Annotated in this window: 15 protein-coding genes; 8 read left to right on the top strand and 7 right to left on the bottom strand. The window is 69.5% G+C overall.

The window, feature by feature from the left end; genetic code table 11:
- Positions 1-274: 274 nt before the first annotated feature.
- From CVO76_RS09675 to CVO76_RS09660, 4 genes are all read left to right on the top strand, one after another.
- Positions 275-1,873, top strand: coding sequence for a M23 family metallopeptidase (locus tag CVO76_RS09675; RefSeq protein ID WP_208739100.1), 1,599 nt, complete (start codon positions 275-277; stop codon positions 1,871-1,873).
- A gap of 130 nt (positions 1,874-2,003) precedes the next feature.
- Positions 2,004-3,527 carry an acetaldehyde dehydrogenase ExaC gene (gene exaC, locus CVO76_RS09670; protein ID WP_208739099.1) on the top strand — a complete coding sequence of 508 codons (1,524 nt, stop codon included), beginning with the start codon at positions 2,004-2,006 and terminating at the stop codon, positions 3,525-3,527.
- 8 nt (positions 3,528-3,535) lie between these two features.
- The gene (locus tag CVO76_RS09665; RefSeq protein ID WP_133081063.1) at positions 3,536-3,934 is read left to right on the top strand and encodes a DUF779 domain-containing protein; all 399 of its coding nucleotides are present in this window, start codon (positions 3,536-3,538) and stop codon (positions 3,932-3,934) included.
- Between the two features lie 158 nt (positions 3,935-4,092).
- Positions 4,093-4,839 carry a GAF and ANTAR domain-containing protein gene (locus CVO76_RS09660; protein ID WP_208739098.1) on the top strand — a complete coding sequence of 249 codons (747 nt, stop codon included), beginning with the start codon at positions 4,093-4,095 and terminating at the stop codon, positions 4,837-4,839.
- A gap of 18 nt (positions 4,840-4,857) precedes the next feature.
- Here the strand turns inward: CVO76_RS09660 and CVO76_RS09655 are convergent, their stop codons facing one another.
- Positions 4,858-6,585, bottom strand: a complete 1,728-nt coding sequence (locus tag CVO76_RS09655; RefSeq protein WP_244185852.1) for an N-acetylglutaminylglutamine amidotransferase — start codon at positions 6,583-6,585, stop codon at positions 4,858-4,860.
- Between the two features lie 316 nt (positions 6,586-6,901).
- Complete coding sequence (locus CVO76_RS09650; protein WP_208739096.1) at positions 6,902-7,876, bottom strand: aldo/keto reductase; 975 nt, start codon at positions 7,874-7,876, stop codon at positions 6,902-6,904.
- Positions 7,877-8,001: 125 nt separating this feature from the next.
- On the opposite strand from CVO76_RS09650, the gene CVO76_RS09645 reads away from it, so the two are divergent.
- Together CVO76_RS09645 and CVO76_RS09640 are read left to right on the top strand one after the other, a co-directional pair.
- Entirely contained in the window at positions 8,002-8,739 is a 738-nt protein-coding gene (locus CVO76_RS09645) for a TetR/AcrR family transcriptional regulator (protein ID WP_208739095.1), read from the top strand.
- 48 nt (positions 8,740-8,787) lie between these two features.
- Positions 8,788-11,340 carry an MMPL family transporter gene (locus CVO76_RS09640; protein ID WP_208739094.1) on the top strand — a complete coding sequence of 851 codons (2,553 nt, stop codon included), beginning with the start codon at positions 8,788-8,790 and terminating at the stop codon, positions 11,338-11,340.
- A 69-nt stretch (positions 11,341-11,409) separates the two neighbouring features.
- Here the strand turns inward: CVO76_RS09640 and CVO76_RS09635 are convergent, their stop codons facing one another.
- The 5 genes from CVO76_RS09635 to CVO76_RS09615 form a co-directional block, all read right to left on the bottom strand.
- Positions 11,410-12,048, bottom strand: coding sequence for a YitT family protein (locus CVO76_RS09635; RefSeq protein WP_208739093.1), 639 nt, complete (start codon positions 12,046-12,048; stop codon positions 11,410-11,412).
- Between the two features lie 103 nt (positions 12,049-12,151).
- Positions 12,152-12,535 carry a hypothetical protein gene (locus CVO76_RS09630; RefSeq protein ID WP_208739092.1) on the bottom strand — a complete coding sequence of 128 codons (384 nt, stop codon included), beginning with the start codon at positions 12,533-12,535 and terminating at the stop codon, positions 12,152-12,154.
- A 95-nt stretch (positions 12,536-12,630) separates the two neighbouring features.
- A complete protein-coding gene (locus tag CVO76_RS09625) occupies positions 12,631-13,641 on the bottom strand; it encodes an adenosine deaminase (protein ID WP_208739091.1) in 1,011 nt (336 codons plus the stop codon).
- Positions 13,642-13,753: 112 nt separating this feature from the next.
- Positions 13,754-15,241, bottom strand: a complete 1,488-nt coding sequence (locus CVO76_RS09620) for a catalase (protein WP_208739090.1) — start codon at positions 15,239-15,241, stop codon at positions 13,754-13,756.
- 27 nt (positions 15,242-15,268) lie between these two features.
- Entirely contained in the window at positions 15,269-15,739 is a 471-nt protein-coding gene (locus CVO76_RS09615) for a Fur family transcriptional regulator (RefSeq protein ID WP_432206091.1), read from the bottom strand.
- 92 nt (positions 15,740-15,831) lie between these two features.
- Here CVO76_RS09615 and CVO76_RS09610 point away from each other — a divergent pair, with 92 nt between their 5' ends.
- Both CVO76_RS09610 and CVO76_RS09605 read left to right on the top strand, forming a co-directional pair.
- The gene (locus CVO76_RS09610) at positions 15,832-16,536 is read left to right on the top strand and encodes an esterase/lipase family protein (RefSeq protein ID WP_244185851.1); all 705 of its coding nucleotides are present in this window, start codon (positions 15,832-15,834) and stop codon (positions 16,534-16,536) included.
- Between the two features lie 52 nt (positions 16,537-16,588).
- On the top strand, positions 16,589-16,822 hold a 234-nt coding region (locus CVO76_RS09605), incomplete at its 3' end, for an MFS transporter (RefSeq protein WP_208739088.1).

Genomic DNA, 16,822 nt, shown 5'->3' with positions numbered 1-16,822 from the left:
GGAGCGGCCCGAGCGACCGGCCTCGGAGTTGTCCGTCCCGCTGTCCGTTGGCTCAAGTTCTCCCAAATTTTGTTAGCGAATCGCAACGAATCGTCGCGGACCCGGGACCGTCCGGCTACCGTTGTCCTTGGTGGTCGGGACTGCGGGCAGTGACGCCCGTCGGATCTGCCACCGGAAGGACCGCTTCTACCAGAGGATTCTCGTGACGCAGGCTGGAAAGCACCGTGGGACACCGCGTGTGCCGGGGCGGATTACTCGCTCCTCCCGGACGAAGATGAAGGCAAGCCTGGCCATGGTCGTGTGCTTCGTCGGATTCCAGGGCGTCGTCCCGCAGTCCTGGGAAGCGGCGTCGGCCGTGTCCGCCACGGCGGCCCACCGGTCCAGCGCTGCGCTGCACGATGATGCACTACCGACGGGAGTCGTCGGGCCCTACCTGTTGTCGCCCTTCGGCGGCCTCGACGCCCTCGATCCGGCCATGCCGCTCCCCGAGGCCGCGGACGGCGCCGAGGTCAGCGCGGACGAGGAGGTCGTCGTCTCGACGACCTCCAGTGCGAAGCGTCCGATGGCCGGCACCCTCTTCTCGCCCCTCGACGCGCTGACCCCGAGCTCCTCCTTCGGCTTCCGCACGAGCCCCATCACCGGGGAGCACGGAGAGTTCCACACCGGTCAGGACTTCTCCGCGCCGTGCGGCACGCCGGTCTACGCAGCCGATGCCGGCACGGTCCGGGCCGTCGGCTGGCACCAGTGGGGAGGCGGCAACCGGGTCGAGGTCGACCACGGCAACGGCCTCATCACCACCTACAACCACCTGCAGGGCATCTCGGTCGCCCTGGGCGACGCCGTCGACGGCGGTGACCCGATCGCCGCGATCGGGACGACGGGATCCTCGACCGGCTGCCACCTGCACTTCGAGACGATCCTGGACGGCGAGCATGTGGACCCCGTGCGGTGGCAGCTCGTCCCCATCGGGCACGGAGCACCCCGAGGTGAACTGACGGACTACACGCCGGGCACCAGCGCTGCCGCCCCGATGCCGGCATGGGCGCAATCCTTCACCCGCTCCGGCGAGCCCGTGCCGACGGCCGGCGCCTACCCGCGACCAGCGGCATCCGCCCCGTCGGGAGGGACCGACGGCCTGGATCCGGGTACCCCGACGGGCCCCGGTGCGCCGGCGGATCCGTCCGGCACGGCGCCCTCCACTCCCGGGAACGGAGTCTCCAGGCCCGGCACCACGCCGAAGCCGGTGCCCACTCCCGGTGCCACCGCGCCCCAGAAGCCCGCGCCCGAATCGACGCCGGGGGCCACGCCGTCTCCGGGCGGGACGTCCACGCCGTCCCCGAGTGCCACGCCGTCCCCGAGTGCCACGCCGTCCCCGGGTCCGAGCGGGAAGCCGAACCCGGGCGCCACGCCGAGCCCGACACCCGATCCGACCCCGAGTGCGACCCCGACACCTGTCCCGACACCGACCCCGACACCGAGTGCGACTCCGACGCCTGTCCCGACGCCGAGTGCGACCCCGAGTGCGACTCCGACGCCTGTCCCGACGCCGAGTGCGACGCCGAGTGCGACTCCGACGCCTGTCCCGACGCCGAGTGCGACGCCGAGTGCGACGCCGACACCTACGCCGGACCCTTGGTGCGATACCGATCCGACGGAACCGGGGGAGCCGGCGCCCGGCTCGGACCCCGCTCCCGTGACGGAACCCACCGGCACCGCGCCCGCGCTGCTGCCGTCCGTCCCCGCCCAGGGAACCGGCGCCGACGCTCAACCCGAGGCGACGACGTGCGAGGACACCGATCCGGCGACGCCTGCCGATCCGGCGCATGGGCCCGTGCCTGGGATCGCGGCGGTACCGACGCGCGAACAGGGCTAGGCGGACGGGCCACCTGGACGCTGCCCCGGCGACCCCGCGGGGTATGCAACGTTGATGCAACCACCGGGCTCCTAGTGTGTGCAGCAGGGACGACGACGTCCTGCACACACGGAGTTCAAGGAGTTGGACAATGACTGTTTACGCCCAGCCTGGCCAGGACGGATCGAAGGTCAGTTTCAAGCCGAGGTACGAGAACTGGATCGGCGGCGAATGGGCTCCACCCATCAAGGGCCAGTACTTCGAGAACATCTCGCCGGTCACCGGCAAGGCCTTCTGCGAGGTGGCACGCGGCACGGCGGAAGACATCGAACTGGCCCTCGACGCAGCGCACAAGGCCGCTCCCGCCTGGGGCAAGACCTCCGTCGCCGAGCGGGCCTCGGTCCTCAACCGCATCGCGGACCGCATGGAGGAGAACCTCGAGATGCTCGCGGTGGCAGAGACGTGGGACAACGGCAAGCCCGTCCGTGAGACGCTCGCTGCTGACATGCCCCTCGCCATCGACCACTTCCGCTACTTCGCCAGCGCCATCCGCGCGCAGGAAGGCCACCTGTCCCAGCTGGACGAGGACATGACGGCGTACCACTACCACGAGCCGCTCGGCGTCGTCGGGCAGATCATCCCCTGGAACTTCCCGATCCTCATGGCGACCTGGAAGCTCGCACCCGCGATCGCCGCCGGCAACGCCGTCGTGCTCAAGCCTGCCGAGCAGACGCCGTCGTCCATCCTGGTCCTGATGGAGCTGATCAGCGACATCCTCCCCGCGGGCGTCGTGAACGTGGTCAACGGATTCGGCGTCGAGTCCGGGAAGCCGCTCGCCTCGAGCAAGCGCATCCGCAAGATCGCGTTCACCGGCGAGACGACGACGGGCCGGCTGATCAGCCAGTACGCGAGCCAGAACCTGATCCCGGTCACACTGGAACTCGGGGGCAAGAGCCCCAACATCTTCTTCTCGGACGTCGCGGACAGCAACGACTCGTTCTACGACAAGGCGCTCGAGGGCTTCGCGCTCTTCGCGCTGAACCAGGGCGAGGTCTGCACGTGCCCGTCCCGCGCGCTCGTGCAGGGCTCCATCTACGACTCGTTCATGGCCGACGCGATCGCCCGCGTGGAGAAGATGGTCCAGGGCAATCCGCTCGACACCGACACGCAGGTCGGCGCGCAGGCCTCCAACGACCAGCTCGAGAAGATCCTGTCCTACATGGACATCGGCACGCAGGAGGGCGCGAAGGTCCTGATCGGCGGCGAGCGGAACATCCTCGACGGCGACCTCGCCGAGGGCTACTACGTGAAGCCCACCGTGTTCGAGGGCACCAACAGCATGCGGGTGTTCCAGGAGGAGATCTTCGGCCCGGTGGTGTCGGTGACGCGCTTCGAGGATTACGCGGAGGCCATGGAGATCGCCAACGACACCCTGTACGGACTCGGCGCCGGCGTGTGGTCCCGGAACGGGAATGTCGCCTACCGTGCCGGGAGGGAGATCCAGGCGGGTCGCGTGTGGGTGAACAACTACCACGCCTATCCGGCAGGAGCTGCGTTCGGCGGCTACAAGTCCTCGGGCATCGGACGTGAGAACCACGCCATGATGCTCGATCACTACCAGCAGACCAAGAACCTGCTGGTGAGCTACTCGGAATCCAAGCTCGGCTTCTTCTAGGAGATGCGATGACCGTCGAAGCCTCGGTGACCCTCCCGGGGGAGACCTCCTCCCGGGTGGCGCTGACGGACAGCGCCGTCGAGCTGCTGGAGAAGCTGTGGCTCATCCACGGGCCGTTGATGTTCCACCAGTCCGGCGGGTGCTGCGACGGCTCGTCGCCGATGTGCTACCCGGCCGGGGAGTTCATCACGGCGGAGGCGGACGTGCTGCTCGGCGTCCTGGACATCTCGACCGTCGGCGACGAGCCTCGCCTCATCGAGTTCTGGATGTCCCGTGAGCAGTTCGAGTACTGGCGCCACACGCACCTGACGGTCGACGTGGTGCCCGGACGGGGGAGCGGCTTCTCGGTCGAGGCACCGGAGGGCAAACGGTTCCTCATCCGCTCGAGGCTGATGGCCCAGCCGTGACGGACAGGGGTCCGGGAACCCGGGCCCCTGTCCGTACCCCTCAGGCATCGACACCCGCTGCCACGACGCAGGTCACTGGTACGGTGGGGTTCCGCGGGCCACCGCCGGGCAGCCCGTCCGGCCCGGACGCGGTGCCGCTGCAGGCAGGGGAGACTTCCATGATCACGGACGACGGGCAAGGGGAGCATCGCGGGCCCTGGGTCGCCCCGCACGACGACGTCGCCGGTCGGCTGAGCGACCTGGCGCGGTCCCTGCAGCAGGAGGACTCCGAGGATGCCGTGCTCGAGCACCTGGTGCGCGCCGCGATCAGCCTCGTACCCGGCGCCGACGAAGGATCGATCACGCTCGTCATGGCGCGCCGCCGGGTCGAGTCCCGCGCACCGTCGGGAGACCTCGCGCGGGCGATCGACGAACTCCAGGAACGGACCGGCGAAGGACCGTGCATGAGCGCGGTGTACGACGAGCAGACCGTCCGGGTGCCCGACCTGCGCACCGAGAGCCGGTGGCCGGAGTTCTCCACGAAGGCGGTCCGGGCGGGCGCGGGCAGCATGCTGTCCTTCCAGCTCTTCGTCGAGGGCGACAACCTCGGGGCGCTCAACCTCATCGGCCGCGCCCCGCACGCCTTCACGGAGGAATCGGACTACGTGGGCCGGCTGGCGGCGTCCCATGCCGCGGTCGCCTTCGCCGACGCGCAGAAGCTCCACCAGTTCAAGGACGCCATCGCCACCCGTGACCTGATCGGCCAGGCCAAGGGCATCCTCATGGAGAGGTACGGCATCACCGCGGGGCAGGCGTTCATCATGCTGGTGAGGGTGTCCACCGAGATGAACCTCAAACTGCTGTCCGTGGCCGACGAGCTGGCGAACACGGGCAATTTCCCGGCACGCCGGAAGGGCAGGAGCTGACGGGCCGCCTCCGCGCCGTCACCCCGTGATGCCGTGCCGCTGGAGCCAGAGCTCCAGCACGCCGAGCTGCCACAGCATGTTGTTGCCGCCCGGGCTGTAGTGTCCGTTCGGCTCGTCCAGCAGGAGGTCGACGTAGTCGGCGCGGAAGAGCCCGCGGTCCTTCGCCTCGGGGGCCCGGAGGGCCTCGCGCACGGTCGTGAGGAGCGGTTCGGCCAGATACTTGACGGGTGGGACGGGGAAGTAGCCCTTGGGCCTGTCGATCACCTCGGGTGGGATGACCTTCCGGGCGATGTCCTTGGGGATGCCCTTCCCGCCCTGCGTGGCCTTGAACTCGGGCGGGCATTGCGCGGCGAGGGTGACGAGGTCCTGGTCGAGGAAAGGGACGCGGGCCTCGAGCCCCCACGCCATCGTCATGCTGTCCACGCGCTTCACGGGGTCGTCGACCAGCAACAGGTGGGTGTCGAGCCGCAGGACGGCGTCGAGTGCGCTGTCGGCGCCGGGAGCGTCGAGGTGTGCCTCCAGCAGCGCACGGCTCACGTCGGTGTCCGTGTACCACTCAGGTTCGACGACGTCGGCGATCTGTTCGTGCGTGCGGTCGAGGAATGCGCCGCGGAAGGCATCGAGCGCCTCCCTGCGGGATGCCGTCCCGGCGGGCTGGTGGTAGGCGTACCCGGCGAACACCTCGTCCGCGCCCTGCCCGGACTGCACCACCTTGATGTGCTCCGAGACCGTCTTCGAGAGGAGATAGAACCCCGTCACGTCCTGGGTGCCCATGGGCTCGGTCATCGCGCCGATCGTGTCCTCGATGGCCGGCACGAGCTCCGAGCCTGCGATGGAGATGCGGTGGTGACGCGTCCCGTACTTCTCGGCGATGAGGTCCGAGTAACGGAACTCGTCGCCCTCCTCCCCGCCCGCGCCGTCGAAGCCGATGCTGAAGGTACTCAGGCCCTCCTGCCCGAGTTCGGCGAGCAGCGCCACGATGAGGCTCGAGTCGACGCCGCCGGACAGCAGCACGCCCACGGGCACGTCCGAGACGAGCCGGCGCCGGACGGCGGTGGTCAGGGACTCGTGCAGCGCGTCCTGCCAGTCGTCGACGCTCCAGTCCGCCTTGCCGGCGTTACGCACGTAGTCGGGCTTCCAGTACACGCGGTCGCGGCGGCCGCCATCGGCGTCGATCACCCGGACGGTCGCGGGGGGCAGCTTGCGGACACCCCGCAGGATGGTCCGCGGGGCGGGGACGATGGAGTGCCAGCTCAGGTAGTGGTGGAGCGCCACCTCGTCGATGGAGGTGTTCACACCGCCGCCGGCCACGAGGGCTGGGAGGGTGGAGGCGAAGCGCAGCCGTCCCGGCAGTTCCGCGATGTAGAGGGGTTTGATGCCGAGGCGGTCCCGCGCCATCACGACGCGCTCGCGGCGCTCGTCCACGACGGCGACGGCGAACATCCCCACGAGGTGGTCCACGAAGTCCTCGTCCCAGCGCTGGTACGCGCGCAGGATGCCTTCGGTGTCGCTCGTGGAGGAGAAGACAGTGTCGCCGCCGAGTTCGGCCCTGAGCTCCGGGTAGTTGTAGATGCAGCCGTTGAAGACGATGGTCAGGCCCGAGCCGGGGTCGTGCATGGGCTGGGCACCCGCCTCGGAGAGGTCGATGACGGTGAGGCGCCGGTGTCCCAGGGCGACCCGGCCGTTGGTCCAGCTCCCGTGCCCGTCCGGGCCCCGCGACGCCATCGCGGCCGTCATGCGCGCCACGGGTTCCTGCTCCGCACGAGCACCCCGGAAGGCTATCTCACCGGCGATCCCACACATTCGTCCTCCACGTCTTCCGCGTCCTGTACTCGGGCTCCACGGGGTGCGGAGCTGATCCGGGAACCGGTCATCATCGGAAGCGCGGTGCTCACCCTCCGGCTCGTCGGAGGGTGTGCGGCTCCAGCTGCGCCGCCGCCTCCCGCAGAGGGTTGCCGCGCGCCTCGACCGGATTGCGAAGCATGCCTACGGTCTACCATCCGGAGGATGGCGGACGGTCGGGAAGATTGCGGTTGCCAACCGCCCGTCGTGCCGACCGCGGCTAGCGGTCGACGCCGGACATGTCCTCGTAGCGGTCGCCGACGGGTGCGGCGACGGCGTCGAGTTGCTCCAGCTGGCCGGCCGTGAGGGTGAGGCCGTCCGCGGCGACGTTCTCCTCGAGGTAGTGCACCTGCTTGGTCCCGGGGATGGGAGCGATGTCGTCCCCCTGCGCGAGGAGCCAGGCCAGGGCCACCTGGCCCGGCGTGGCTCCGACCTGCTGGGCGACGTCGTCCACCTGTTCGACGATCCGGATGTTCGCCTGCAGGTTCTCTCCTGCGAAGCGGGGGTTCCGGCGGCGGAAGTCCGACTCGTCGAGCGCGTCCACCGAGCGGATGGTGCCGGTCAGGAATCCCCTGCCCAGCGGCGAATAGGGTACGAACCCGATACCGAGTTCGCGGACCAGGGGGAGGAGCTCGCGTTCTGGATCCCTGCTCCACAGGGAGTACTCGGTCTGCAGCGCCGTCACGGGATGGACGGCGTGCGCCCGGCGGATCGTCTCCGGTGCCGCTTCCGAGAGCCCGATGTGCAGGATCTTGCCCTCCCGGACGAGGTCCGCCAGGGCGCCCATGGTCTCCTCCACGGGGACCGAGGGGTCCATCCGGTGCTGGTAGTAGAGGTCGACGTGGTCGGTGCCGAGCCGCCGGAGCGATCCGTCGATCGAGAGGCGCACGTTCTCCGGGCTCCCATCGATGCCTCCGGCGTCTCCCGCGGTATGGCGGATGGTGCCGAACTTCGTGGCGATCACGACGTCGTCCCGCCGGTCCTTCAGGGCCCGGCCGAGCAGTTCCTCGTTCGTGTACGGGCCGTACATCTCGGCGGTGTCGAAGAAGGTGACACCGAGATCGAGGGCGCGGTGGAGGGTCCTCGTCGCACCCGCGTCGTCGGTGCCGCTGCCGGTGTAGAACGCGGACATCCCCATGCAGCCGAGGCCGAGCCGGGAGACGTCGAGGCTGGAACCGAGTCGGATGGTCTTCATGGAGCCGCCTTGTGTCGAGGGAAGGGGTGCCCGGCCAGCGTACGCCCGGGGGGCGGAACGCGTGCAGTGAGATTCGGCTGTCCCGTTGTTTGCACGGTGTGCAACTTTGCCTCTACGCTTGACCCGTGCTGAGTACTACCGAGAACGCCGGCCCTCTGGGCCGCCGTGAACAGAACAAGGTCGACACGCGCCGCGCGATCACGGACGCGGCCTTCGACCTCGCCCGCTCCGTCGGTCCGGGAGCCTTCACCGTGGACCAGATTGCCGCGCGGGCCGGAGTGTCGCGCAGGACGTTCTTCAACTACTTCCACAGTGCGGAGGACGCCCTGACCGTGCGGACGGACGGGTTCCTCGAACTCGCGCTCGCCGTCTTCGGGCAGCTACCTCAGGACGAGCCGTTGTTCGACTCCATCGTCCGGGCGTTCTCCGAGACCACACGGATGGAGGGGCTGTCCCAGCACGGCGAGCTCTTCCGGATGGCGGACTCGAATCCCGATCTCCTGCGCGCACAGCTGCACTCGTGGGAGCGGGCGGAGGCCCTGATCGTCGAGGCCCTGCGTCGGCGCCTCGGACCTGCCGCATCCACCCTCTACCTCACCGCGCTGGTGGGGTGCGTGCTGTCCTGCACGAAGGCGGCCATGCGGGACTGGGCCGCCAGCACGCCCGAGTCCGGCGACGACTCGGGCACGCAGCTCGAGGCGCGCATCCTCGCATCGCTGACCATGCTGCGGAACGGTTTCGCCGATCCCACGACCGATCCCATAGCCGATCCCACGACCGATTCCACGGCGGACATCGCCGCGGACACGACGGCGACGGCGCAGGGCACGAGCCCTGTGCCGTCCGTAACTGCCGGTCCCTGACACCACCCCTTCCCCGGCCTCCGCCCCTCACCCCGCAAGGACCACTCCATGGCTTTTCTGCTCTACCGGCTCGGCTCGTTCGCGTTCCGGAGGAGGTGGTGGGTCATCTCCGCATGGCTGGCGATCATGCTCGCGGTGGCGGGGGCCGCCGTCGCCTTCTCGGGAACCCTCACGAACAACTTCACGATCCCCGGGACGGAGTCGCAGCGCATCTCCGACCGGTTGCGGGAGGAACTGCCCGAGGCCGTCGGCGGGACCGGCACCGTGGTCTTCACCACCGAGGACGGGACCGCCTTCTCGCCCGAGCAACGCGACGGGGTCGAGTCCGCTCTGGCAGCGATCGCGGACCTGGACGGTGTGCGCGGTGTCGTCGACCCGTTCGACGTCGCGGACCAGGTCGCCGCCGGTGGTCAGGAGATCGAAGCGGGCCGCGCCGAGCTCACGGCGAGCGAGCAGCAGCTGAGCGCGGGCGAGGCGCAGCTCGTGCAGGGCCAGGCCCAGCTCGACCAGCAGCGTGCGCAGCTCGAACAGGCCCGCGGAACGCTCCCGCCGGCGCAGGTGACCACCACCGAACAGCAGCTCGCGCAGGGACAGGCGCAGCTCGACGCGAGCCGGACCGAGCTCGCATCCGGCCGCGAGCAGCTCGAGTCCGGCAGGGCCGAGCTGGAGCTCGCCCAGCGTCAGCTCGAGGCGACGTCCGGCGTGAGCCTCGTCTCCGAGGACGGCACGACGGCGGTCGCCAGCGTGCAGTTCGAGCAGCAGATCAACGGCGTGTCGCCCGAACTGCGGGAAGCGGTCCAGGAGACGGCCGCCGACGCCGAGACAGCCGGCGTGGCCGTCGACTACAGCAAGGAGATCGTCGAGGACGTATCGGGGATCGTCGGTGCCACGGAGGCCGTCGGCCTGGCCGTCGCCGCCGTCGTCCTGATCGTGATGCTGGGCACGCTGATCGCCGCCGGGCTCCCGCTCCTCATGGCCATCGTCGGCGTCGGGGTGGGCGTGGGCATCACGTTCGCGCTCTCCGGCGTGATCGAGATGAACAGCATCTCTCCCGTCCTCGCCCTGATGCTCGGGCTCGCCGTCGGCATCGACTATTCTCTGTTCATCGTGAACAGGCACCGCACGCAGCTGCTGCACGGGATGGACCTGCAGGAGTCGCTCGCCCGGGCAACGGGCACGGCGGGTAACGCGGTCCTCTTCGCCGGTATCACCGTGATCGTGGCCCTCGCCGCGCTGGCAGTACCGGGATTGCCGTTCCTGACGGTGATGGGACTGTCGGCCGCCGGTACCGTCGCGGTGTCCGTGCTCGTGGCCCTGACCCTCACGCCGGCCCTGCTCGCGGTGATCGGACGGCGGGTCGTCTCGAAGCGCCGCTGGGCCCGGACCCACGGTGGCAGGCACTCGGCCGCCGCACCGCTCGATACGGACAGCGGAACGTCCCTCGCCGACCAACGCGCGGCGCGGGGCGCGGGATGGGGCGGCATCGTCACGCGGCGGCCCGTCCTGACGGTCCTCGCCGGGATCCTCCTCCTCGGCGTCATCGCGATCCCTGCGGCACAGCTCCGCGTGGGCCTGCCCGACGGCGGCACCGAACCCGCCGACTCGACGGCGTTCCAGGCCTACAGCACGATCGGGGACAAGTTCGGCGCGGGCACCAACGGCCCGCTGATCGTCGTGGGGTCCCTGCCCGAGACCGCCGACGACGCCGAGCTGACCGCGTTGCGGCTGGACGTCAACGACCGCCTGCTCGAGGTGCCGGACGTCGCCGCATCCGTGCCCGCGGCGGTCAGCGAGGACGGTCGTACCGCGATCTTCCAGGTCCTCCCGGAGGAGGGCCCGGCGAGCGAGACCACCGAGAACCTCGTCCGGGATCTCCGCGCTCTGACCGACGACTTCGAGGAGGAGACGGGTGTCCCGATCGCCGTGACCGGGCAGACCGCCGCGAACATCGACGTGTCCGCGAAGCTGATGGAGGCGCTGCCGGTCTACCTGGGCATCGTGGTCGGCCTGTCACTGATCCTGCTCCTGCTGGTCTTCCGCTCGATCCTCGTGCCGGTCATCGCGACGGCCGGATTCCTGCTGTCCCTCCTGGCGAGTTTCGGCGCGACGGTCGCCATCTACCAGTGGGGCTGGCTCGGGGACTTCTTCGGGGTCACCAATCCGGGGCCCATCCTGAGCTTCCTGCCGATCATCCTGATCGGCGTCCTGTTCGGCCTCGCGATGGATTACCAGATGTTCCTGGTGTCGGGCATGCGTGAGGCGTACGTCCACGGTGACGACCCGAAGGCCGCGGTGCGCATCGGCTTCAGCCACGGCGCGCGCGTGGTCACCGCGGCGGCGATCATCATGGTGTCGGTGTTCGCGGGCTTTGTCTTCTCGCACCTCGCCATGGTGCGCCCGATCGGGTTCGGACTCGCCTTCGGCGTGCTGCTGGACGCGTTCGTGGTCCGCATGACGCTGGTTCCGGCCGCGATGTACCTGCTGGGACGGCACGCGTGGTGGCTTCCCGCCTGGCTCGAGCGGATCCTGCCGGACGTCGACGTCGAGGGTGCGAAGCTGCTCCGCGAGGAGAAGGAGGAGCGCGTACCGGTCTCCGTCTAGTCCTGCTCGTGCCGGGCGGCGCCGTCGTCGGGGCGTCGTCCGGCCGGTGCGTCCGGCCGGCGGGAGCCGCTACGTGCCGAGGTAGCGCCCGGGCCTGTGGTTGAGGGCCAGGACCAGGTTGAGCAGAACGGCCCCGACGGCGGACAGCAGGACGCCGGCCGGCCCGACCACGATGAGGGCCGTGAGGATGACGGCTGTGTCCAGACCCATCTGGACGTACCCGGCCCGCCAGCCCAGGCGTTCCTGGAGGATCAGCGCGAGGATGTTGAACCCGCCGAGGCTCGCCTTGTGGCGGAAGAGGATCAGGAGCCCCACGCCTGCCAGCAGGTTCCCACCGAGGGCTGCATAGAGCGGATCCAGCATCACGTTCCCGAGCGCGAGGGGATGCAGGTAGGACAGGGCGGAGACCAGTGCGACCGCCGCCATGGTGCGCAGCGTGAAATCCCATCCCTTCTTCCACACGGCCAGTGTGAAGAACGGCACGTTCACGGCGAAGAACAGGACGCTGAAGGGGAGTCCGCCCAGATAGCTCAGGAGCAGTGCCAGACCGGCGGTGCCACCGGTCACGGCGCCACTCGTCTTGAGGAGGAACAGGCCGAGCGACACCGTGAACGTTCCCGTGACGATCCCGAGGACATCCTCGAAGGCCGAATGCCGGACGATCAGGTCCGGTTCGTCGGTCTCGGGTGGGGGCGCCGTGGTGTCCATGGCCGCAACGTACCATCGGGCGTTTCCGCGGATCCAACGGATCGGCATGGATGTGAAGGAAAGCACAGGGACAGGGTCCGGTGGTGGGTCCGCCGACGGTGGTTCAGTGCAACGGGACGCGGAGGTCCACCGGCGACGGCAGGTCCCGCCGGACGGCGGTCAACCAGTCCCGCGCGTCGCCCGCTTCCGCGAAGTACCGTGTCCGGCTGCGTGACTGGGCGATGAAGGCGGCGAGGACCCTGTCCACGGGGTCGCTCCCGATCAGCGCGATGGGCCCGAGGTGGCGGTAGGCCACGAGCATCTGGCGTGCAGGCGGCGTGATGTGCCTGACCAGGGTCAGGTGCACCAGCATCGGGGCGGAGTGCCAGTGCGGGAAATGCGTGATCGTGTTCGCGAGCACGTCGAGCTCGCCGGGCCCGATCACGGCTCCGGGCCGCCACAGGACCTCGAGGATCCCGGCCGCATGCAGGATCCTGAAGTCGTCCACGGTCGGTCCTCCTCCGTCGGTGCGCCGATGTGCAGCCGTTGCCTGCAGTCTCGCACCGCGGCGCCCGGGAGCCTAAACGATGTCGGCCGGGAACCCTAGGCGACGCCGGCCGCGCCCGGCGCGGACCTCCAGGCCTCGACCTCGGCCAGGAGGGCGGCGCGCCGTTCCCCGCTGATGAACGCGGAGCGGAACGAGTTGGCGGCGAGGGTCGCGAGGTCGTCCACGCCCAGTCCGAAGGATTGCCGCAGCGCGGAGAAGTTGTCGTCGACGTACCCGCCGAAGTAGGCGGGATCGTCCGAGTTCACGGATACGTTCAGCCCGCGGGCCAGCATCGCCGGCAGCGGGTGGTCCCGGAGGGTGGCGACGGCGCGGAGCCGGACGTTCGAGAGCGGGCAGACCGTCAGCGGCACCTGGTCGGCGACGAGCCGCTGCACGAGCGCCTCGTCCTCGAGGCACCGGATGCCGTGGTCCAGCCGGTCCACCCGGAGGATGTCGAGCGCCTCCCGGACGTAGCCGGGCGGGCCCTCCTCGCCCGCGTGCGCGATGCACTTCAGGCCGGCGGCGCGTGCGACGTCGTACACCTCGGCGAAGAGCGATGGCGGATAGCCCACCTCGGCGGAGTCGAGGCCGATCCCGATGATCGGGGCCTCCATGGCGAGGAGGTCCCGCAGGACCGCGAGCGCCTCCGCGGCGGGGCGGTCGCGCAGGAAGGCGGCGATCAGCGAGGTGCTGATGCCGTAGTCGGCCTCGCTCGTGGACAGTGCTGCAGCCACTCCGCCGACACAGGTCTCGAGGGCGATGCCGCGGGCGAGGTGCGCCTGCGGGTCCATCATGATCTCCGCGTGCCGCACTCCGGCCGCGGCTGTGCGGCGGAGGTAGGCCCGGGTCATGTCGGTGAAGTCCGCCTCGGTGCGCAGCACGTCCATGTTGGCGTAGTACAGGTCGAGGAACGACTGCAGGTCGGTGAACGCGTAACGATCCGCCAGGTCGGCCGTGTCGGCGTAGGGCAGGCGGATCCCGTTGCGGGCGGCCAGGGTGAAGATGAGCTCCGGCTCCAGGGTCCCCTCGATGTGCAGGTGCAGTTCGGCGCAGGGCAGGGAAGGCATGGTTCCAGCCTAGGGGCCCGCGCCGCTCCGCCGGAGCGCCGCACCTCGGACGGGCGGCGCGGGACACGGGAAAGGGCGGACCCGATCGGGCCCGCCCTTGTCCGTGCATCCCCTAGTAGAGGGCGGCCTCCGACTCGGTGGCCGGCGTGATGCCGTGGCCGAGGTTCGCGGCCAGCTTCGCGCCGAGTTCGGCGTCCACGTTCGCCCAGTACTGGATGGCGCGGGCGCGGATGTCGTCACTCTTCACGCCGCCCACGGCGCCGGTGATCGTCTCCAGGAAGCGCGCACGCTGCGCGTCGTCGAACACCTCGCGGTACAGCGTGCCGGCCTGGCCGAAGTCGTCGTCCTCCGCGTGCAGCGAGTGGGCTGCCCGGACGAGGTCGCCGTCGTTCTCCCAGCCGCCGTGCGCACCGTACTGCGCCGGATCCGCGGCGGGCCCGCCGACGGAGTTCGGCGCGTACACCGGGGTGGAGGAGGAGTTGAAGTAGTAGCGCGCCGCGCCGTCCTTCGAGTAGTTCCGCACCTCGTTCTTCGGCATGTTCACGGGCAGCTGCGCGTGGTTGGTGCCCACGCGGTAGCGGTGCGCGTCCGCGTAGGAGAAGATGCGGGCCTGCAGCATGCGGTCGGGGCTCGCGGCGATACCGGGCACGAAGTTCGACGGCGCGAACGTCGCCTGCTCGATCTGCGCGAAGTAGTTCTCCGGGTTGCGGTTCAGCGTGAGCCTGCCGACCGGGATCAGGGGGTAGTCGCCCTGGGGCCAGACCTTCGTGAGGTCGAACGGGTTGAACCGGTACGTCTTCGCATCGTCGTAGGGCATGATCTGGACCTTGAGGTCCCAGCTCGGGTGGTTGCCCTTCGCGATGTTCTCCGAGAGGTCGCGCAGGTGGTGGTCGGCGTCCGAGCCGGCCAGCGCCTCGGCCTCGTCGACCGTCAGCACCTCGTGGCCCTGGTTGGACTTGAAGTGGTACTTGACCCAGAACTTCTCGTTGGACTCGTTGATCCACATGTAGGTGTGCGAGCCGTAGCCGTTCATGGTGCGCCACGAGTTCGGCAGGCCGCGGTCACCCATCAGCCAGGTCACCTGGTGCGCCGACTCGGGGCTGAGCGTCCAGAAGTCCCACTGCATGTCGGCGTCGCGCAGGTTGGTGCCGGGAAGGCGCTTCTGCGAGTGGATGAAGTCGGGGAACTTGATGCCGTCGCGGATGAAGAACACCGGGGTGTTGTTGCCCACGAGGTCGTAGTTGCCCTCGGAGGTGTAGAACTTCAGGGCGAAGCCTCGGGGGTCGCGCCACGTATCCGGTGAGCCCTGCTCGCCGGCCACGGAGGAGAAGCGGAGGAGGGTCTCCGTCGTCGTGCCCTTCTGGAAGAGCGCCGCGCGGGTGTACATGCTGACGTCCTCGGTGGTCTCGAAGACACCGAACGCTCCGCCGCCCTTGGCGTGGACCACGCGCTCGGGGACGCGCTCGCGGTTGAACTGGGCCAGCTTCTCGATGAGGTAGTGGTCGGTCAGCGGGATGGCGCCGTCGCGGCCAAGGACGGACGAGTTGCTGTCATCGATGACGGGGGCGCCGGACTGCGTGGTGCTGAAGTTCGCGGACATAGTGCTCCTGTTCCTAGGGGTTGGGGATCAGTGGTGGCTGGGGGCTGCCGAGCGGCAGTCGTCGCAGAGGCCCTGGTAGAGGACCTCCGCGATCTGGATGGTCATGCGGCGTGCACCGGGCGACCACTCGGGGGTCAGGCAGGGCGCGTGTCCCACGGCGCAGTCGACGTCCTCGATCCGGCCGCAGCCGGTGCAGATCGCGTGGTGGTGGTTGTCGCCCACACGGGTCTCGTACCGGGCAGGGGAGTGCGGCGTGTCGATGCGGCGCAGCAGGCCGATGTCGGTGAGGTCGGCCAGGATCACGTAGACGGACTGCACCGTGATGTGCGGCAGGTCCGCGCGGACCGCGGTCGCGGCGTCGTCGGCCGTGGCGTGGGGGTACTGCTCGACGGCGGCGAGGACCGCGAGGCGCTGGCGCGTCACGCGGCGGCCGTGGACATGAAGGGCTGCGGACCAGCGGGCCTCGCGGGCCTCCGGTGTCATCGCTGCCTGCATCATGGCTTCAGTGAACCAGTAAATCTGAGTTAGTCATAATAAGGTCCGACTAACTTGCGCACCACGGGTGGCTCGCGATGGGTACCGTGGAAAGAGTGAACCTCTTCGAGCGTGGCCGGGCCTGGCTGCTGGACTACGCCTACGTGGGCTTCTGGCAGGTTCAGGGTTTCCTCTTCCGGGCCGATCCCGCCCAGTACCTCACTCCCGCCGCCGATGCTCCCCGAGGCAAGGCACCGGTGCTCCTCATCCCGGGCATCTACGAGACCTGGCAGTTCCTGCGGCCCGTCGCCGACCACCTGCACCGGGCAGGTCATCCCGTGCATGTCGTGCAGAAACTCGGGTACAACCGCGGCACCGTGGAGGCGATGGCCCAGCTCGCCGCCGGCTACCTCGAGGAGCACGACCTCACCGACGTCGTGATCGTGGCGCACAGCAAGGGCGGGCTGATCGGCAAGTTCCTCATGACCATGTCCGGCGTGGCACCGCGGATCACCCGCCTCGTCGCCGTCAACACGCCGTTCTCCGGTTCCGTCTACGCCGAATTCTTCTTCCTGCCGAGCATCCGCGCGTTCTCGCCGCGCAACCCGACGCTCCGGACGCTCCTGGCCAATCTCGCGCTCAACAGCCGCATCACCTCGATCTACGGGCGGTTCGATCCCCACATCCCGGGCGGGAGCTTCGTGGAGGGGGCACGGAACGTCCAACTGGACACCATGGGCCATTTCCGGCCCATCGCGGACAGGCGGGTCCTGCAGGAGATCGACCGCGCCATCGGGGCAGGGGAACGCGACTCCGCCTGAGGCGTGCCAGGTTCGTTGCTGCAGCGAATCAATGCCCGGCTAGACTTTCCCCGTGCCACGACTCCTCGCCGACATCACCCCGCTGAAGGAATCGCCGGCATTCCGGCGGCTCTACATCGGGTCGGCACTCTCGGCCATCGGCACGCAGCTCACCATCGTCGCCGTCAGCCTCCAGATCTACTCGCTCACCCAGTCCACGTTCAGCGTGGGCCTGCTCAGCCTGTTCGCACTCGTGCCCCTGGTCGTCGCAGGCCTCTACGGCGGGGCGATCGCCGACGCGCAGGAC

The sequence above is a fragment of the Arthrobacter agilis genome, assembly GCF_002953615.1.
GTDB classification, from domain to species: domain Bacteria; phylum Actinomycetota; class Actinomycetes; order Actinomycetales; family Micrococcaceae; genus Arthrobacter_D; species Arthrobacter_D agilis_B.
This window is presented reverse-complemented; position numbering and strand designations above follow the sequence as displayed.

Coding starts and splice junctions, on each gene's coding strand:
- CVO76_RS09675 (WP_208739100.1), top strand. CDS start 275: ATGAAGGCAAGCCTGGCCATGGTCGTGTGCTTCGTCGGATTCCAGGGC.
- exaC (WP_208739099.1), top strand. CDS start 2,004: ATGACTGTTTACGCCCAGCCTGGCCAGGACGGATCGAAGGTCAGTTTC.
- CVO76_RS09665 (WP_133081063.1), top strand. CDS start 3,536: ATGACCGTCGAAGCCTCGGTGACCCTCCCGGGGGAGACCTCCTCCCGG.
- CVO76_RS09660 (WP_208739098.1), top strand. CDS start 4,093: ATGATCACGGACGACGGGCAAGGGGAGCATCGCGGGCCCTGGGTCGCC.
- CVO76_RS09650 (WP_208739096.1), bottom strand. CDS start 7,876: ATGAAGACCATCCGACTCGGTTCCAGCCTCGACGTCTCCCGGCTCGGC.
- CVO76_RS09640 (WP_208739094.1), top strand. CDS start 8,788: ATGGCTTTTCTGCTCTACCGGCTCGGCTCGTTCGCGTTCCGGAGGAGG.
- CVO76_RS09635 (WP_208739093.1), bottom strand. CDS start 12,048: ATGGACACCACGGCGCCCCCACCCGAGACCGACGAACCGGACCTGATC.
- CVO76_RS09625 (WP_208739091.1), bottom strand. CDS start 13,641: ATGCCTTCCCTGCCCTGCGCCGAACTGCACCTGCACATCGAGGGGACC.
- CVO76_RS09620 (WP_208739090.1), bottom strand. CDS start 15,241: ATGTCCGCGAACTTCAGCACCACGCAGTCCGGCGCCCCCGTCATCGAT.
- CVO76_RS09615 (WP_432206091.1), bottom strand. CDS start 15,739: ATGATGCAGGCAGCGATGACACCGGAGGCCCGCGAGGCCCGCTGGTCC.